Source organism: Vicinamibacterales bacterium, assembly GCA_036504215.1.
GTDB lineage: Bacteria > Acidobacteriota > Vicinamibacteria > Vicinamibacterales > Fen-181 > FEN-299.
Window position 1 is genome coordinate 79782 of the sequence record DASXVO010000005.1, and the last position, 15289, is coordinate 95070.

The window sequence follows — 15289 nt, forward strand, 5'->3', positions numbered from 1 at the left end:
AATTCGACGGCCGAGTATAGCACTGAGACCTTGCACTCAGCGGGGGCCGCGCTCGCCCCTGGTCAAGCCTCGCGCTCACCCCTGCGCTCCCGCCGGCAGCGCACCTGGATGCGGACCGGCGTGCCGATGAATCCAAATGTGTCGCGCAGGCGGTTCACGAGGAATCGTGAGTACGAAAAATGAAACGTCGCCGCCACGTTGGTGAAGAACACGAACGTCGGCGGCGCGACGCTCACCTGGGCCGCGTAGAGAATGCGGACCGACCTCGCTCCCGAGCACACCGGAGGATTCGACGCCGTCACCTTCTCGACAAACCGATTCAGCTCGCCGGTGCTCACCCGCTTCTTGCGCGCGTCAGCCACGCGGTCGATCGTCTCGAGCAGGCGCGACGTCCGATCGCCGGTCAACGCCGAGATGTGCAGCACCGGCGCGAACTCGAGAAACTTGAGACGCCGCTTCAACTCGCTGTCGAACGTCCTGACGACGTCGGGGCCGTCCCCCGTCATCAGGTCCCACTTGTTGGCGGCGACGATGATGCCGCAGCCCGCGCGCTCCGCCTCGCCGGCAATGGCGCCGTCCTGCTCGGTCGGACCTTCGGTGGCATCGAGGACGACAACGGCAACGTCGGCCGCCTCGACGGCTCGACGCGCGATGATCACGCTCAGCGACTCCAGCGGGCCGGATCGCGACACGCGACCCGGCCGCCGAATTCCCGCCGTATCCACGATGCGGAACTCGCGGCGATGCCAGCGAAGAAGCGTGTCGACCGCGTCCCGCGTCGTGCCCGGAATGGCGCTGACGAGCACGCGCTCCTCGCGCAACAACCGATTGACCAGCGACGACTTCCCCACGTTCGGCCGACCGATGATGGCCACACCGATCTCGGGGCGGGCCGGCTCCTCGGCGCCGTTTTCGCCATTCGGCTCCGACTGATCCGTGATTCCAGCCTGCGCTGGTTTGCCCAACGCTGCGCCCGGCAGGCGCTGGACCACCTCATCCAACAAATCACCGACGCCCAGCCCGTGCTCGGCCGCGACTTCCACGACCGGCTCGAAACCGAACTGGAAGAGCTCCATCGCGCCGTCGCGTGCCCGACGGTCATCCATCTTGTTGACGGCCATGATGACCGGCGCACCGCGCTCGTGCAGCGCCTTGGCGATGTCGTTGTCGCCCGGCGTGCGCCCGAACCGGCCGTCGACGACGAAGATCAGGAGGTCGGCCTTCGTAATCGCCGCACGTCCGCCCTCCTCGACGAGCGCGTGCAGCGGATCCTCACTGTCCCCAAACAGTCCGCCCGTATCGGTCAGATCGAATCCGACGCCACGCCAGACGACCGGCTGCGTGATGACGTCCCGCGTGGTGCCCGGCACGGGTGTCACGATGGCGCGCCGCGACGACGTGATCCGGTTGAATAGCGTGGACTTGCCGACATTTGGCCGGCCGACGAGAACGACAGAGGGAGAGCGTTTGTGCACTATATGGCCTCGAAAACCGCGCCTCGGGCGCCCGGCCGACGCCCGTTCGCGGGTCCGGTCCGGGCTTGACAGCGTAAGTGTCTCTACCTATAGTAGTTAGCAGCTTCGATTGGAGCGCATCAGCATGATCAAAGTCGACATCGTGAACGAAGTCTCGAAAGCCGCTGACATCACGAAGGTGAAGGCCGAGCTGGCGGTGGACGCAGTCTTCGACGCGATGCGCGTGTCGATGCAACGTGGAGACCGGATCGAACTCCGCGGATTCGGCGTCTTCCAGGTCAAGCCGCGCAAGCGCGGGATCGGACGCAATCCGCGCACCGGCAAGGAAGTGCGCATCCCGCCCGGCCGAACCATCAGGTTCAAGCCCGGCAAGGATTTGCAGAACATCAGCTGAACGTCCCTTGGCCTCAACTCCTGACGACTTCCCCAGCTCCCCGCGCGACGACCGCGACGATCGTCCTCGTCACTCATTCGAGGCCGACATCCCGCCATCACCTGATGTGTCGGCGGCCGCGAACCGGTTCGACCTCGGCCCGGATGTTCCGCCCCCGTTCAGATTGAGCCACTCCAGTGTACCGCGAATCCCCCTGGACGTGGAGAGCCGCCACGACATGCCCGACGTCTTCGTGCGCCGGCTCTACCCGCGCGACCGCCTCTGGGTGCACATCGGGTTGTTCCTGCTGACGCTGGGAACGACCACGCTGGTCGGTGCCGGACACTATGCCTCGTTCCTCGCCGACTTCCGAGCGGTGACGGTGCCGGGTGACTGGACGCTGCTCCTCCGAGGCTTCTGGTACAGCGTGACGATCCTCGCGATTCTCGGCGCCCACGAATTCGGCCACTACTTCGCGTGCCGGTACTACCGGGTCAACGCGTCGCTGCCGTTCTTCCTGCCCGTCCCGCCGCCGTTACTGACGGGCACACTTGGCGCGTTCATCCGGATTCGTCAGCCCATCCCGTCCAAGCGGATGTTGTTCGACATCGGGATCGCGGGTCCGCTGGCCGGCTTCGTGGTGGCCGTGCCGGCGTTGTTCATCGGACTGGCGATGTCGCACGTCGCCGCGCTGCCGAAGGACCAGACGGGCATGCTCTCGCTCGGGGAGCCGCTGCTCTTCAAGGCCGCCACGTGGATGCTCTTCGGGTCTGTGGCGGACGGCTACTCACTCAACATGCACCCGGTCGCGTTTGCCTCGTGGTTCGGCCTGCTCGCCACGGCGCTGAACCTCTTCCCCATCGGCCAGCTCGATGGAGGGCATATCGCGTACGCGGTGCTCGGCCGTCGCTCCACGCAGCTCACGCTCGCCGCCGTCGGCGTGGCGATCGTCCTGACGTTCATCTCGTGGAGCTGGCTGGTGTGGACGATCCTGATGATCGTGATGCTGTTCATCCTCGGACCGAAGCACCCGCCGACCATCGACGAGCACGTGCCGCTCGACCGCACGCGGCTGATCCTGGCGCTCGTGGCCCTCGCCGTGTTCGTGGTCACCTTCATGTCCGCGCCCATCCAGCCGCTCGACCTGCTGCAGAAGTAGACCCCCTCACAGCACGGTCATCGGATCGACGTCGATCGCGACCCGCCTCCGCAATTCCGGTTGGACCTCGAGTGCCTTGCGCACGGCCTCGCGCATCGTCGCGCGTCGCACACCCTTGATGAAGAACTGCGCACGATGCTCGCCCCGCAGCTTCACGAACGGCGCCGGCGCCGGACCGAGGACGAGGAATCCTGCACGCCCCCCCGCCTGGCGCAGCCCGCCCACAATCGTCTCCGCATCCTCCATCGCGGCCGCGAGGCTGCGGCCTCGCACGATGCCACTCGTCAGTGCGACGAACGGCGGGTACTGCATCGCCCGCCGGAATATCAGCTCCTCGTCGAAGAACGCGCGGTAGTCCTGACGGCGCGCGTGCCGAATGCTGTAGTGACCCGGGTACAGCGTCTGGATGATCGCTTCCCCCGGCTCCTCGCCGCGGCCCGCCCGGCCCACGACCTGCGTCAGCAACTGGAACGTCCGTTCCGCCGCGCGAAAATCGGCCAGTCCCAGGCCGACGTCGGCCGACACCACGCCGACGAGCGTGACGCGGGGAAAGTCGTGCCCCTTCGCGATCATCTGCGTGCCGACCAGGACGTCGATCTCGGCACGGCCGAACCGCGAGAGCAGCGCGGCCGCCGCGCCGCGCCGCCGGATGGTGTCGCGGTCCAGACGCTCGACCCGGGCCGAGGGAAACGCCGCCAGGATCTCGCGCTCGACACGCTCGGTCCCGAATCCCGCCTGATCGAGGTACGGCGCCGCACACTGTGGACAGGTCTTCGGCACGACGGTCGAGTAGTTGCAGTAGTGGCATCGTGCCCGCCGCGTGTCGCGCGGGCCGCTGTGCACGGTGAGCGACACGCTGCAGTTCGGGCAATCGATGGTCGCGGCGCATTGGCGACAGAACACCGCGGTCGCGTAGCCGCGCCGGTTCAACAGGACGAGGACCTGCTCCTTGCGCGAGAGCCGCGCGGCGATGCCCTCCAGCAGCGGCTGGCTCAACACGACGTCCGGCCCGCGCTCGGCGAACTCGTCGCGCATGTTGACGATCGTCACGTGCGCCAACGGCCGGTCCAGCACCCGTCTGGTCATCGTCACCATTTCGTAGCGGCCGGTGGTCGCGTTCTGGTAGCTCTCGATCGAGGGCGTGGCCGAGCCGAGGACGACGAGCGCGTCCTCGCGCTTGCCGCGCATCACGGCGACATCGCGTCCGTGATACCGAGGCGTGTCCTCTTGTTTGTAGGACCCGTCGTGCTCCTCGTCCACGATGATCAGGCCGACCGACCTCAACGGCGCGAACACCGCCGACCGCGTGCCAACGACGACGTCCACCTCACCGCGGCGGATCCGCTGCCACTGGTCGTAGCGCTCGCCATCGGACAGGCCGCTGTGCTGGATCGCCACGTGGTCGCCGAACGCCGCCCGGAACACGCCGGCGAGGGCGGGCGTGAGGCCGATCTCCGGCACGAGGATGAGCGCCGATCGACCGGCGGCACGAACGGCCGCGGTCAGCCGCAGGTAGAGTTCCGTCTTGCCGCTGCCCGTGACGCCGTGCAGCAGCGCCGTAGCGAAGGAACCGCCCGCCAGGAGGCATTGGAGGCGCTCGAGCGCGGTGGTCTGCTCGGGGGTCAGTTCTCGGGCCGCAGGATCGCCCGCAGAGCCGTTCTCCGGGAGGAAGGTCGCCGCTTCGAAGGGATCTCGATCCACCTGGTCGCGGCGGAGCGACACGAGGCCGCGCGACGCCAGTCGCTGGACGACGTCCGTCGAGAGGCCACGCTCGCGAAGCGCGGACAGCGGCAGCCCTTCCGGAACGCCCGCGAGAACGGCAAGCGCCTCGCGCTGCTTCGGCCCGACGCTGGCGACCGTGTCCTTGCGCGAGGTCGGTTCCAGCAATTCGAGTCCGGCTGCGGTCACAGCCGCCACGCGGATTGTCTTGAACGCATCGGCCTGCCCGGTCAGCACGTCTTCGATCTCGACGAGGCCCTCTTCCTGAAGAGCCCGAACGAGCGCCCTGGCCGGAACGATGCGCCCGCGGCGGCTGCCGTCGAGGTGCTCGAGGCGATAGGCCACGGATCTGACCGGCACCCAGGAGGCGCCGGTGAGGAGACCGAGCGCCGAATCGCGCAAGGTCCGGCGTCCTCCCGCGCCGAGCGCCGCCAGGCGGGCCTCACCTGCTGCGGTGATTCGCGCGCGCCACTCGCTCTCGACCCAGGCGAACGGCGGCATCGCCGCGCCGAGCGCATCACCCGGGCCGCAGGCGTAGTAGTCCGCCACCCATCGTGCGAGGCCGACCACGGTCTGCGGCAGAAACGGTTCGGGATCGAGGATATCCAGCAGATCGCGGATCGCCACCTGGCCGCCGTCCGACGGACCTGGAACCGGCGGCTTTGCGTCCACGACGATCCCGGTGACCCGTCGGTTCCCGAGAGGCACGAGGACACGGGCGCCGACCTCCGGCGCCTCGAGCCCCTCCGGGACGCGATAGGTCAGGAGATCCAGGGACGGAACGGGCACCGCGACGGAAACCAGAGGCATCGGCGATCAGTGTACGGCGAAATCGTCGGGCCCGATCAGGCGTCTTCGTCGGTCAGGATCGCACGCGCCTTCTTCAAGTCGTCCCAGGCGTCGCGCTTCCGGTCGGGGCTGCGCAGCAGAAATGCGGGATGGAACGTGGGAATCAGTTGGGCCTGGCCGTACTTGAAGACACGGCCGCGCAGGCGCGAAATCGGCTCCTGCGTCTTGAGCAGCGCCTGCGCAGCGAACGTGCCGAGCGCGACGATGACCTTCGGTCGGATCGACTCGACCTGGCGGAACAGGAACGGTTCGCACGTCGCCACCTCGTCCGGCTCCGGATTGCGGTTCTCGGGCGGACGGCACTTGATCACGTTGGCAATGTAGACATCGTCCCGCTTCAGGCCGATCGCTTCGATCATCTTCGTCAGCAACTGCCCCGCGCGGCCGACGAACGGAATGCCCTGGATGTCTTCATCGCGGCCCGGCGCCTCGCCGACGAACATCAGACCGGCATCGGGATTGCCGACGCCGAACACGATCTGGCGACGGCCGAGCCCGTGCAGTTTGCAGCGGGTGCAGTCGCCGATCTCGGAGCGGAGGGAGGACAGAGAGGCGGAGGCGGGTGCTGGGGGTGCCAGGGGTGCTGGGGGTGCTGAAGGTGCCGGTGCTGGAGGTGCCGGAGGTGCTGGGGGTGCTGAAGGTGCCGGTGCTGGAGGTGCTGAAGGTGCTACGGGTGCTGAAGGTGCTGAAGGTGCTGAAGGTGCGATCGTCTCCGATGTGTGGCGCCACTTGGGGTCGCGGCTCAGGCCGCCCACGCCGAGCTCTTTCAGAAAGGTCAGGTGCTCGATCAATTGCTCACGTGGGTCCACCGGTCCACCTATCTGGCTGCGAGGAGTTCTTCGATGCGGTCGATGACGGCTTGCGCGATGCCAGCCTTCGACTGCAGCGCAATGTCGCGTTCGTCGGTGGCGCTCACGAGCGTGACGGCGTTCCGGTCCACGTCGAACCCGGCGTCGGAACGCGAGACGTCGTTGGCCACGATCAGATCCACCTGCTTCCGAAGTCGCTTGCTCCGTGCGCGCTCGACGACGTCGCTGGTCTCGGCAGCGAAGCCGACGAGCACCGCGCGCGGCAACTGCCCCGCGGCGCGCCTGGTGCCGAGCGCCGCGAGGATGTCCGGCGTGCGGGTGAGCCTCAGCACCAGTTCATCCGCGTCCTTCGTGATCTTCTCCGCCGCCCTTTGCGGCGCGTAGTCGGCCACCGCCGCAGCCATGATGATCACGTCGGCCTCAGCGGCCCGCGCCATGATCGCGTCCCGCATTTCGGCCGCGCGACGTACTCTGACCACGGCAACCGCGTCGGGCGGATCGATGCTCGTCGGCCCGGCCACGAGAGTGACCGTCGCCCCCCGCCTGGCAGCCTCGGCGGCCAGGGCGAATCCCATCCGACCGCTCGATCGATTCCCCACGAACCGAACCGGGTCGATGTCCTCGAACGTCGGGCCGGCCGTGACCACCACGTGGCGGCCTGCCAGCGACTGTCTCGGCCGCAAAAGCGTGTCCGCCGCGGCCACGATGTCGGCTGGTTCGGCCAGGCGGCCCTTCCCCGTCCAGCCACAGGCGAGGAAGCCTTCGCCGGGCGCCACGACGTGGACGCCCCGTTCGGTCAGCACCTGCAGGTTGCGCTGGACGGCCACGTGTTCCCACATGTTCGTGTTCATCGCGGGCGCGATCATGACCGGCGCGCGCGTCGCGAGGTACAACGTGCTGAGGAAGTCGTCCGCGACGCCAGCGGCGAACTTCCCGATGATGTTCGCCGTCGCTGGCGCCACGATCAGCAGCTCGATCGACGACGCCAGCGCGATGTGCTCGATGTCGGCGTTCGCGCCGGGATCGAACTGGCCGGTGATTACCCGATGCCGCGTGATCGCCTCGAAGGTCAGGGGGCCGACAAACTCGGTGGCCGCCTGCGTCATCACCACGACGACGTCGTGATCGGCCTTTTGCAGGCCGCGCGCAACCTCGACGGCCTTGTAGGCGCCGATGCCTCCCGTCACGCCAAGAGCAACCAGTGCCATGATTCCCCTCGATTGGGGCCAGCCCCAATTCCCTCTACGCGGAGAAGCCGGCGAGGATTCGCCGCGCAGCCGGCGTCATCACCTCGAGCCGCGACCGTTCCGCGAGCACGATCGCGCGCAGCCGGCCGGCGCACGCCTCGATCTCGTCGTTGACGACCACGTAGTCGTACTCCACGAACACCTGGACTTCGCGACGCGCGGTCGCCAGTCTCCGGACGATGGCGTCCTCGGGGTCGCGCCCCCGCCCACGCAGGCGTTGCTCGAGCACGTCGAACGACGGCGGCAGCAGGAAGATCCCGACCGACGGCAGGCCGCGTGCCCTCACCTTCTCCGCTCCCTGGACGTCGATCACCAGCACGAGATCCGAGCCGTCCTCGAGGCAGCGTTCGGTGTCCTCCGCTGCGGTCCCGTAGAAGTGCCCGAACACCTCGGCCCACTCGAGGAATCCGCCGGCGTCGCGCATCGCCACGAACCGTTCCGCGGTGACGAAGTGGTAGTCGACGCCGTCAACCTCGCCCGGGCGGATCGAGCGCGACGTGTACGATCGCGAGATCGCCACTCCCGGCGTGATCTCGATCATGCGGCGCACGACGGTCGTCTTGCCGGCGCCGGAGGGCGCGGACACGATGAACAGACGGCCGCGTCCGCTACTCGACATTCTGCACCTGCTCGCGCATCTTCTCGAGTTCGGCCTTCGCGTCGACAATCAGCTCGGTGACGCCAAGTCCGTCGGCCTTCGAACCGATCGTATTGACCTCGCGGTTCATCTCCTGCAGGAGGAAATCGAACTTTCGCCCGCATGGCTCCGCGCTTTCCGTCAGCGCGGTCCAGTGCGCCAGGTGGGCGCGGAATCGCACCACCTCCTCGCTGATGTCCGATCGGGCAGCGGTCCTCACAATCTCCTGTGCGATGGCCGCGGGATCGACCGGCAGATCGCGGCTCAACTCCTTGACGCGCTCGGCGAGTCTGGCCTCGACGTCGCTCTGTCCCTGCGCGGCCGCGGCTGCGATCCGCTCGATCAGGTCCGCCAGGGTCTCCCGCCGGCCATCGAGATCGGCACGCAGGTGTCCACCCTCCCGCGTCCGCATCGTGTTCAGCTCGGCAGCTGTCTCCTCGACCGCCGCCTCCACCAGGCTGACCACGTCGGCGCCGGCCGCCCGTTCGTCGGCCGCCCGCTCCTTGAAGACGAGCGCCTGCGGAACGCGGATGAGATCACCCGGGGTCAGTTGGCCACTGACCAGGCCCTGCTGGCGGGCGCGCTCCAGCGCATCGGACAGCCGGTGGACGAATTCCTCGTTCAATTCGACCTCGGGCGCCGGCGGCTCCCGCAACTGCAGCGAGATGCTCAGCTCCACCCGGCCGCGCGCGACGTGCCGCTGGACGATCGCCCGGAGCCGGGATTCGATCGGCGCCAGGCTCTGCGGCAGGCGCAGCTGGACATCGACGTATCGATGGTTGACCGCGCGGATCGTGACACCGACCGTCGCCCGTTCGTCCTCTCGGGTCAACGACGCAAAACCAGTCATGCTGCGAAGCATAGGTATATCCAGGAATCTGCCGGCGAGCGTCCGCGCGGCCGGGCCTACTCGTTGAGCTGTGCGACGGGCACGGCGAGGGCACGGCGCCCGGCCACGATCTGCATCGCGTACAGTTTCGCGTATGCGCCGCCCGGACGTGCCAGCAACTCCTCGTGGCGTCCCATCTCGACCACCCGGCCGCGTTCGAGGACGATGATGTGTTTCGCGCGCCGCACGGTTGACAGCCGATGCGCAATCACGATGGCGGTACGGTTGGCCATGAGGTTGGCCAGCGCCTCCTGCACCAGGTGTTCGGACTCGGCATCGAGCGAGGACGTGGCCTCGTCGAGGATCAGGATCGGCGAGTTCTTGAGCAGCGCACGGGCAATCGCCAGGCGCTGCCGCTGCCCGCCCGACAGCCGCTGGCCCCGCTCGCCGATGAAGGTCTTGTATCCGTTCCGCAACCCGACGATGAAGTCGTGCGCGTGTGCCGACCGCGCCGCCGCCTCTATCGCCTTCGGGCTGGCGTCTGGCGATCCGTACGCGATGTTACCCGAGATGGTGTCGTCGAAGAGCACCGTCTCCTGGGTGACGATGCCAATCTGGGCTCGAAGCGACGCGAGCGTCACGTCCCGAATATCGACGCCGTCGATTAGGATGGCCCCGGCTGTGACGTCGTAGAACCGGGGCAGCAGGTTGACGAGCGTCGTTTTGCCCGCGCCGCTCCGGCCGACGATCGCCACCATCTCGCCCGCCGGCACCTCGAGCGACACGCCTCGCAGGATTTTGCGGCCGTGGTCGTCCTCGTAGCCGAAGCCGACGTTGTCGAACGTGATTCCGCGTGACAGGCGCCGCAGTGGCACGGCTCCCGGCCGCTCGACGACCTCGGAGTGCTGGTCCAGGATCTCGAAGATCCGCTCCGACGCCGCCATCGTCTGCTGGAGGTTCGCGTTCACGCGGCTCAGCTTCTTCGCCGGGCCGTACATCAGGAACAACGCGGCGATGAACGACGTGAACTCGCCCGCCGTGAGCTGCCCGTTCGCGATTTCCTTCGCGCCGTACCACAGCGCCCCCGCCATGCCGATGCCGCCCAGGAACTCCATGACGGGGGGCAACACCGACAGGGCAGCCGTGACCTTCATGTTGGCCCGGAACAGTCGATCCGCGGCGCGCGCAAAACGGCCGGCCTCATGGGCCTCGGTCCCGAAGGCCTTCACGATCCGGTGGCCGGTGAACGCCTCTGCGCTCACGTGGGACAGGTTCTCGAGTTCCTCCTGACTCCGCCGCGTCGTCTTGCGAAGGCGCTGCCCGAGGCGGACGAGCGGATAGACGACCAGCGGCGCGCCCGTCAGGAACACGAGCGCGAGCCGCGCGTCGATCGAGAACAGGAGGACGAGGTAGCCGACGAGCGCCAGCGACTCGCGCAGCAGGTCTCCGATCGTCTCGGACACCGCCTGCTGGACCTGCCCGACGTCGTTGGTGATCCGCGACATCAACTGCCCGGAGGTCCGTCGCGCGAAGAAGGCGGCCGACTGGTTCAGGATGTGGCGGTAGAGCGCGTTGCGCACGTCCATCACGACGCGCTGCCCCACATCGGCCATGAGGTAGGACGAGAAGTAGCCGCCGACGCCCTTCAGGAGGTTCGCGCCGATGACCGCCGCCGCGACCATGCCGAGGCCGGCACCGCTCGCCAGGACCTTGTCGAAGACGTCCTTGATCATGTACGCCAGGCCGGCGGAGCCGATCGCGTACAGGACCATCCAGAAGAACGCCGCCATCAAGCGGCCGCGATAGGGGGCGGAGAAGCGGAAGAGTCGAAGGAGCGAGTTCAATCGCGGAACCGGAACCTGAGAAGCACCCAGAGCGCGACCACGCCGTCGCGCCAGGTGATTTTCTTGCCCTGGTCATAGCCGCGGCCGTCGTACGTGATCGGGATCTCGTAGACCCGGTAGCCGCGCTTGAAGATCTTCGCCGTCATCTCGGGCTCGATGCCGAATCCGTTCGACTTCAGATTCAGCCCGTGCGCGATCTCCGACCGCATGACCTTGTAGCAGGTCTCCATGTCGGTCAGCATCGTGTTGTAGAGCACATTCGTGACGAACGTCATCAGCAGGTTCCCCAGGTAGTGCGAGAACATGAACACTCGATGACGCCCGAGGAACCGCGACCCGTAGACGACGTCTGCGCGTCCCTGGCAGATCAGCTCGATGAGTTGCGGATACTCTTCGGGCGAGTACTCCAGGTCCGCATCCTGAATCACCACCAGGTCGCCCTTGACCTCGCTGAACCCGCGCCGGAGCGCCGCGCCCTTGCCCTGGTTGCGTTCCTGGAAGATCAACTCGAACCCGAGCTCGCGGCGCAGCGTCGTGAGGATGTCACGTGTCCCGTCCTTCGACCCGTCGTCCACGACGATGAGCTGGACCCGGACCGGGACGGCGAGCACGCGGCGCACGATCTCCTCGATCGTCTCTCGCTCGTTGTAGACCGGCATCACGACCGACAACAGCGGGTCCACCAGGATGCCGCGAAAGGTTGCCGAGGGCCGCGGACTTACCGTGGGTCCTGGAACTTCAGAGGGTGCGAGTGTCGCCATTGCCATGCCGTCTCGATGATGACCGAAAGATCGCCGAACCTCGGCGACCAGCCAAGTTCCTTCTGAATCCGCGCGCTCGACGCGTACAGCACTGCCGGGTCGCCGGCTCGCCGCGCCACCAGCGTGTGCGGCACCGGCTGACCCGTGACGTGCTCGACCGTCGTCAGCACTTCCTTCACCGAGTAGGGCCGGCCGTTCCCCAGGTTGTAGACAGTCGACCGCGGGGCCCGCTCGAGCGCCCCGAGCGCCAGCACGTGAGCCTGCGCGAGATCCGTCACGTGGATATAGTCGCGCAGACAGGTGCCATCGGGCGTCGGGTAGTCGTCGCCGAACACCTGGAGCGGTGCGCCGCCTGCCACCGCGTCGAGCGCCAGCGGAATCAGGTGGCGCTCCGGGTGGTGATCCTCTCCCAACTCCCCGTCCGGATCGGCGCCTGCCGCGTTGAAATAGCGCAGGCACACCGAGTGGATTCCGTAGGCCCGCTCGAAGTGCGGGAGGGCCCGCTCGATCGTCAGCTTCGTCTCGCCGTACGCGTTGATGGGGCGCGTCGGATGCAATTCCGTGATCGGCACCGTCTCCGGCTCGCCGAACACCGCCGCCGTGGACGAGAAGATGAAGGTCGGCACGTGCTCCTCGGCCATCGCGCGCAGGACCGAGAGCGTGCCCTCCACGTTGTTCCGGTAGTAGCCCGAGGGGTCACGCACCGACTCGCCGACCGCGGCCCAGGCCGCGAAGTGCATCACGGCGCCGATGCGATGCTCGGCGATCACCGAGCGCAGCAGCCCCACGTCGTGCGTGTCGCCAACCACCAGCGGGGCGCCGAGGGCGGCCGCGCGATGTCCCTCGGACAGATTGTCGTAGATCACCACGCGACGGCCGTGCGCCCGCAGGACCTTGGCCGCGTGACTGCCGATGTAGCCCGCTCCCCCGGTGACGAGGACGGCGCCCACCTCAGCGTCCGACTGCAAAGTACGTGAACCCATCCGCTTTCATCTGCTCGCGATTGTAGATGTTCCGGCCGTCGAAGACCACCGGCGTCCGCATGAGCTTCCGCATCTTCGCAAAATCCGGCTCCCGGAACTCGTTCCATTCGGTCACGAGCGCCAGCGCATCGGCACCGACCAGCGCGTCGTAGCTCTTGTCCACGAACGTGACGCGGCTGCCGAAGATGGATTTCGCGATCTTCATCGCCTCCGGGTCGTACGCCCTCACCTTCGCCCCGGCTTCGAGGAGTTTCTCGACGATCGTAATCGCGGGCGCCTCGCGCATGTCGTCAGTCTTGGGCTTGAACGACAGCCCCCAGAGCGCGATGGTCTTGCCGTCGATCGAGCCGAAGTGCTTCTGCATCTTCACGACCAGCAGGGCTTTCTGCTGGCGGTTCACCCGTTCGACCGCGTCGAGGATCTCGAAGCGGTACTCCTTGTCGGCCGAGAACTTCAGAATGGCCTGCACGTCCTTGGGGAAGCAACTGCCACCATACCCGACGCCCGGGAAGAGGAACGCCGGCCCAATCCGCCGATCCGATCCCACGGCCCGCCGCACCTGTTCGATGTCCGCCCCGTACAACTCACAGACGCGCGCCACCTCGTTCATGAACGAGATCTTCGTGGCGAGCATGGCGTTCGCCGCGTACTTGCACAACTCCGCGCTGGCGCAGTCCATCACCATGATCGGTGCCCCCGTCCGCGTGAACGGGGCGTAGAGCTCGGTCATCATCTGGGTCGCTCGCGGATCCTCGGCGCCGATGACGACGCGGTCCGGTTTCATGAAGTCATCGACGGCAGCGCCCTGCTTCAGGAATTCCGGGTTGCTGACCACCGAGAACGGATGGGTGGTTTCGCGCCTGATGATCTCGCGCACGCGCTCGGAGGTCCCCACGGGCACCGTGCTCTTGTCCACGATGACCTTGTAGCCATTCATCGCCCGCGCGATGTCGCGCGCCACGCCAAGCACGTGCTGGAGGTCGGCCGACCCGTCCTCACCCTGAGGCGTTCCGACCGCGATGAAGATGATGCTCGACGCCCGGACGGCCGTCGCGACCTGACTGGTGAACTTCAGACGGCCCTCGGCCCGGTTGCGACGGACCAACTCCTCCAGGCCCGGCTCGAAGATCGGGATCTTGCCCCGCCGCAGGACCCGCAGCTTGGCCTCATCCTTGTCGACGCAGGTGACGTCGTTGCCGTTCTCGGCAAAACACGCGCCCGCCACCAAGCCGACATATCCCGTACCGATCACTGCGAGCTTCATCCGACCCCCAAAAGCCGCGACGTTAACACATCGGCAGAAACGTGTCAAGATACTGATGGACAAGCACTTAACACTTGCGCTTGACCCCGCGTCGCGGTAGCGTTCGGACCGTGCGCATCCTGCTCGACTACCGGCCCGCGCTCCGCCAGCGCTCGGGTGTCGGTGAGTACGTCCATCAACTCGCCCGGAGTCTTGCCATCCAACGCGTCGACCGCTCCACCGAGCGCCGCGCCGGTGATCGCCGCGCCTCCACCAATTTCGACGACGTCGAGGTCTTCACGAGCTCGTGGAGGGACCGGCCGTCTCGTGGCGCCGTGGCTGACCTCGAACCAGCCACCGTCGTTGACCGGCGGTTTCCCGTCCAACTGCTGAACTTCGCCTGGCACCGCCTCCTCTGGCCGCCGGTCGAATGGCTGACCGGCCGCAGTTACGACGTCGTTCACTCGCCTCATCCGCTGCTGCTCCCCAGCCGGCGTGCCGCGCGCGTGGTCACGATTCACGACCTCGATTTCCTGAGAAACTTCGATCGAACCACCGCCGAGATTCGCCGCGATTACCCGGGACTGGTGGCCAGGCATGCGCATCTGGCCGACGGCATCGTGGTCGTCTCCCACCACGTGGCCCGGCTGGTCACCGAACACTTGGGCGTGCCGGCCGAGCGCATCAGCGTGTGCCCGAACGGCGGACCGCGCTGGGCATCAGAAGGCGACCCGGTGCCGCCCGGCAACGCGGGAGGACGCTACCTGCTGTTTGTCGGCACCCTGGAGCCGCGCAAGAACGTGAGTGGCCTTCTCGCGGCCTACGCGCAGTTGTGCGCCGACCACCCGGATACGCCCCCCCTGGTGCTGGCCGGTGGACGGACGCCGGCGGCCCAGGAGTGGCTGGACGCGATCGCCCGGCCGCCGCTGGCCGGCCGCGTCGAATACCGCGGGTACGTCGAGGATCGCGCCCGCCGTGCGGTGTATGCTGGCGCGCGGATGCTCGTGCTGCCCTCGTTCGACGAAGGATTCGGTCTGACGGTTGTCGAGGCGATGTCGCTCGGCGTTCCGGTCGTCGCTTCCAATCGCGGAGCGATCCCGGAGGTGGCCGGCGGCGCGGCGCTGCTCGTCGATCCGGACGACCACCTCGGGCTGGCTCACGCCATGGACAGGGTGCTCCACGAGCCCGGGTTGGCGCCACGGCTGGGTGAGGACGGCCTGCAGCGGGCGCGAGCCTTTTCGTGGACCCAGACGGCCGCCTTGACCCGCACCGCCTACGAACGGGCCATCGAGGCGCGGAACCGGCGGATCCATCCGGCCAACGACGAAGTCTGACAGCCGGAACGAACCCGTCATACCCAG

General features: G+C 67.5%; 13 protein-coding genes. 3 read left to right on the forward strand and 10 right to left on the reverse strand.

The features are described from left to right. Window positions 1-62: 62 nt before the first annotated feature. On the reverse strand, window positions 63-1475 hold the full coding sequence (gene der / locus VGK32_01245; GenBank protein ID HEY3380358.1) for a ribosome biogenesis GTPase Der: 1413 nt from the start codon (window positions 1473-1475) through the stop codon (window positions 63-65). A 124-nt stretch (window positions 1476-1599) separates the two neighbouring features. On the opposite strand from der, the gene VGK32_01250 reads away from it, so the two are divergent. Together VGK32_01250 and VGK32_01255 are read left to right on the forward strand one after the other, a co-directional pair. Continuing rightward, a complete protein-coding gene (locus VGK32_01250) occupies window positions 1600-1869 on the forward strand; it encodes an HU family DNA-binding protein (protein ID HEY3380359.1) in 270 nt (89 codons plus the stop codon). Between the two features lie 217 nt (window positions 1870-2086). After that, a complete protein-coding gene (locus VGK32_01255) occupies window positions 2087-3007 on the forward strand; it encodes a site-2 protease family protein (protein HEY3380360.1) in 921 nt (306 codons plus the stop codon). Between the two features lie 6 nt (window positions 3008-3013). On the opposite strand, the gene priA is transcribed toward VGK32_01255, so the two are convergent. From priA to VGK32_01300, 9 genes are read right to left on the reverse strand one after another with little or no spacing between them, the layout of a single operon-like run. Next, window positions 3014-5536 carry a primosomal protein N' gene (priA, locus tag VGK32_01260; protein HEY3380361.1) on the reverse strand — a complete coding sequence of 841 codons (2523 nt, stop codon included), beginning with the start codon at window positions 5534-5536 and terminating at the stop codon, window positions 3014-3016. A 35-nt stretch (window positions 5537-5571) separates the two neighbouring features. After that, entirely contained in the window at window positions 5572-6384 is an 813-nt protein-coding gene (locus VGK32_01265) for a uracil-DNA glycosylase (protein HEY3380362.1), read from the reverse strand. 8 nt (window positions 6385-6392) lie between these two features. After that, entirely contained in the window at window positions 6393-7592 is a 1200-nt protein-coding gene (gene coaBC / locus VGK32_01270; GenBank protein HEY3380363.1) for a bifunctional phosphopantothenoylcysteine decarboxylase/phosphopantothenate--cysteine ligase CoaBC, read from the reverse strand. A gap of 34 nt (window positions 7593-7626) precedes the next feature. Further along, window positions 7627-8250 carry a guanylate kinase gene (gmk, locus tag VGK32_01275; GenBank protein HEY3380364.1) on the reverse strand — a complete coding sequence of 208 codons (624 nt, stop codon included), beginning with the start codon at window positions 8248-8250 and terminating at the stop codon, window positions 7627-7629. Then, window positions 8240-9130 (reverse strand): YicC/YloC family endoribonuclease, encoded by an 891-nt coding sequence (locus VGK32_01280; GenBank protein HEY3380365.1) that lies wholly within the window; start codon window positions 9128-9130, stop codon window positions 8240-8242. Before VGK32_01280 ends, gmk begins: the two co-directional genes overlap by 11 nt. A gap of 44 nt (window positions 9131-9174) precedes the next feature. Then, window positions 9175-10941, reverse strand: a complete 1767-nt coding sequence (locus tag VGK32_01285; protein HEY3380366.1) for an ABC transporter ATP-binding protein — start codon at window positions 10939-10941, stop codon at window positions 9175-9177. Further along, window positions 10938-11624, reverse strand: a complete 687-nt coding sequence (locus VGK32_01290; protein HEY3380367.1) for a glycosyltransferase family 2 protein — start codon at window positions 11622-11624, stop codon at window positions 10938-10940. The genes VGK32_01285 and VGK32_01290 overlap by 4 nt, the downstream gene beginning before the upstream one ends. A 35-nt stretch (window positions 11625-11659) precedes the next feature. Further along, window positions 11660-12685: a UDP-glucose 4-epimerase GalE gene (gene galE, locus VGK32_01295; protein ID HEY3380368.1), complete on the reverse strand. Its 1026-nt coding sequence runs from the start codon at window positions 12683-12685 to the stop codon at window positions 11660-11662. Beyond that, complete coding sequence (locus VGK32_01300; GenBank protein ID HEY3380369.1) at window positions 12654-13949, reverse strand: UDP-glucose/GDP-mannose dehydrogenase family protein; 1296 nt, start codon at window positions 13947-13949, stop codon at window positions 12654-12656. Before VGK32_01300 ends, galE begins: the two co-directional genes overlap by 32 nt. 110 nt (window positions 13950-14059) lie before the next feature. On the opposite strand from VGK32_01300, the gene VGK32_01305 reads away from it, so the two are divergent. Beyond that, the gene (locus VGK32_01305) at window positions 14060-15262 is read left to right on the forward strand and encodes a glycosyltransferase family 1 protein (protein ID HEY3380370.1); all 1203 of its coding nucleotides are present in this window, start codon (window positions 14060-14062) and stop codon (window positions 15260-15262) included. Window positions 15263-15289: the final 27 nt, after the last annotated feature.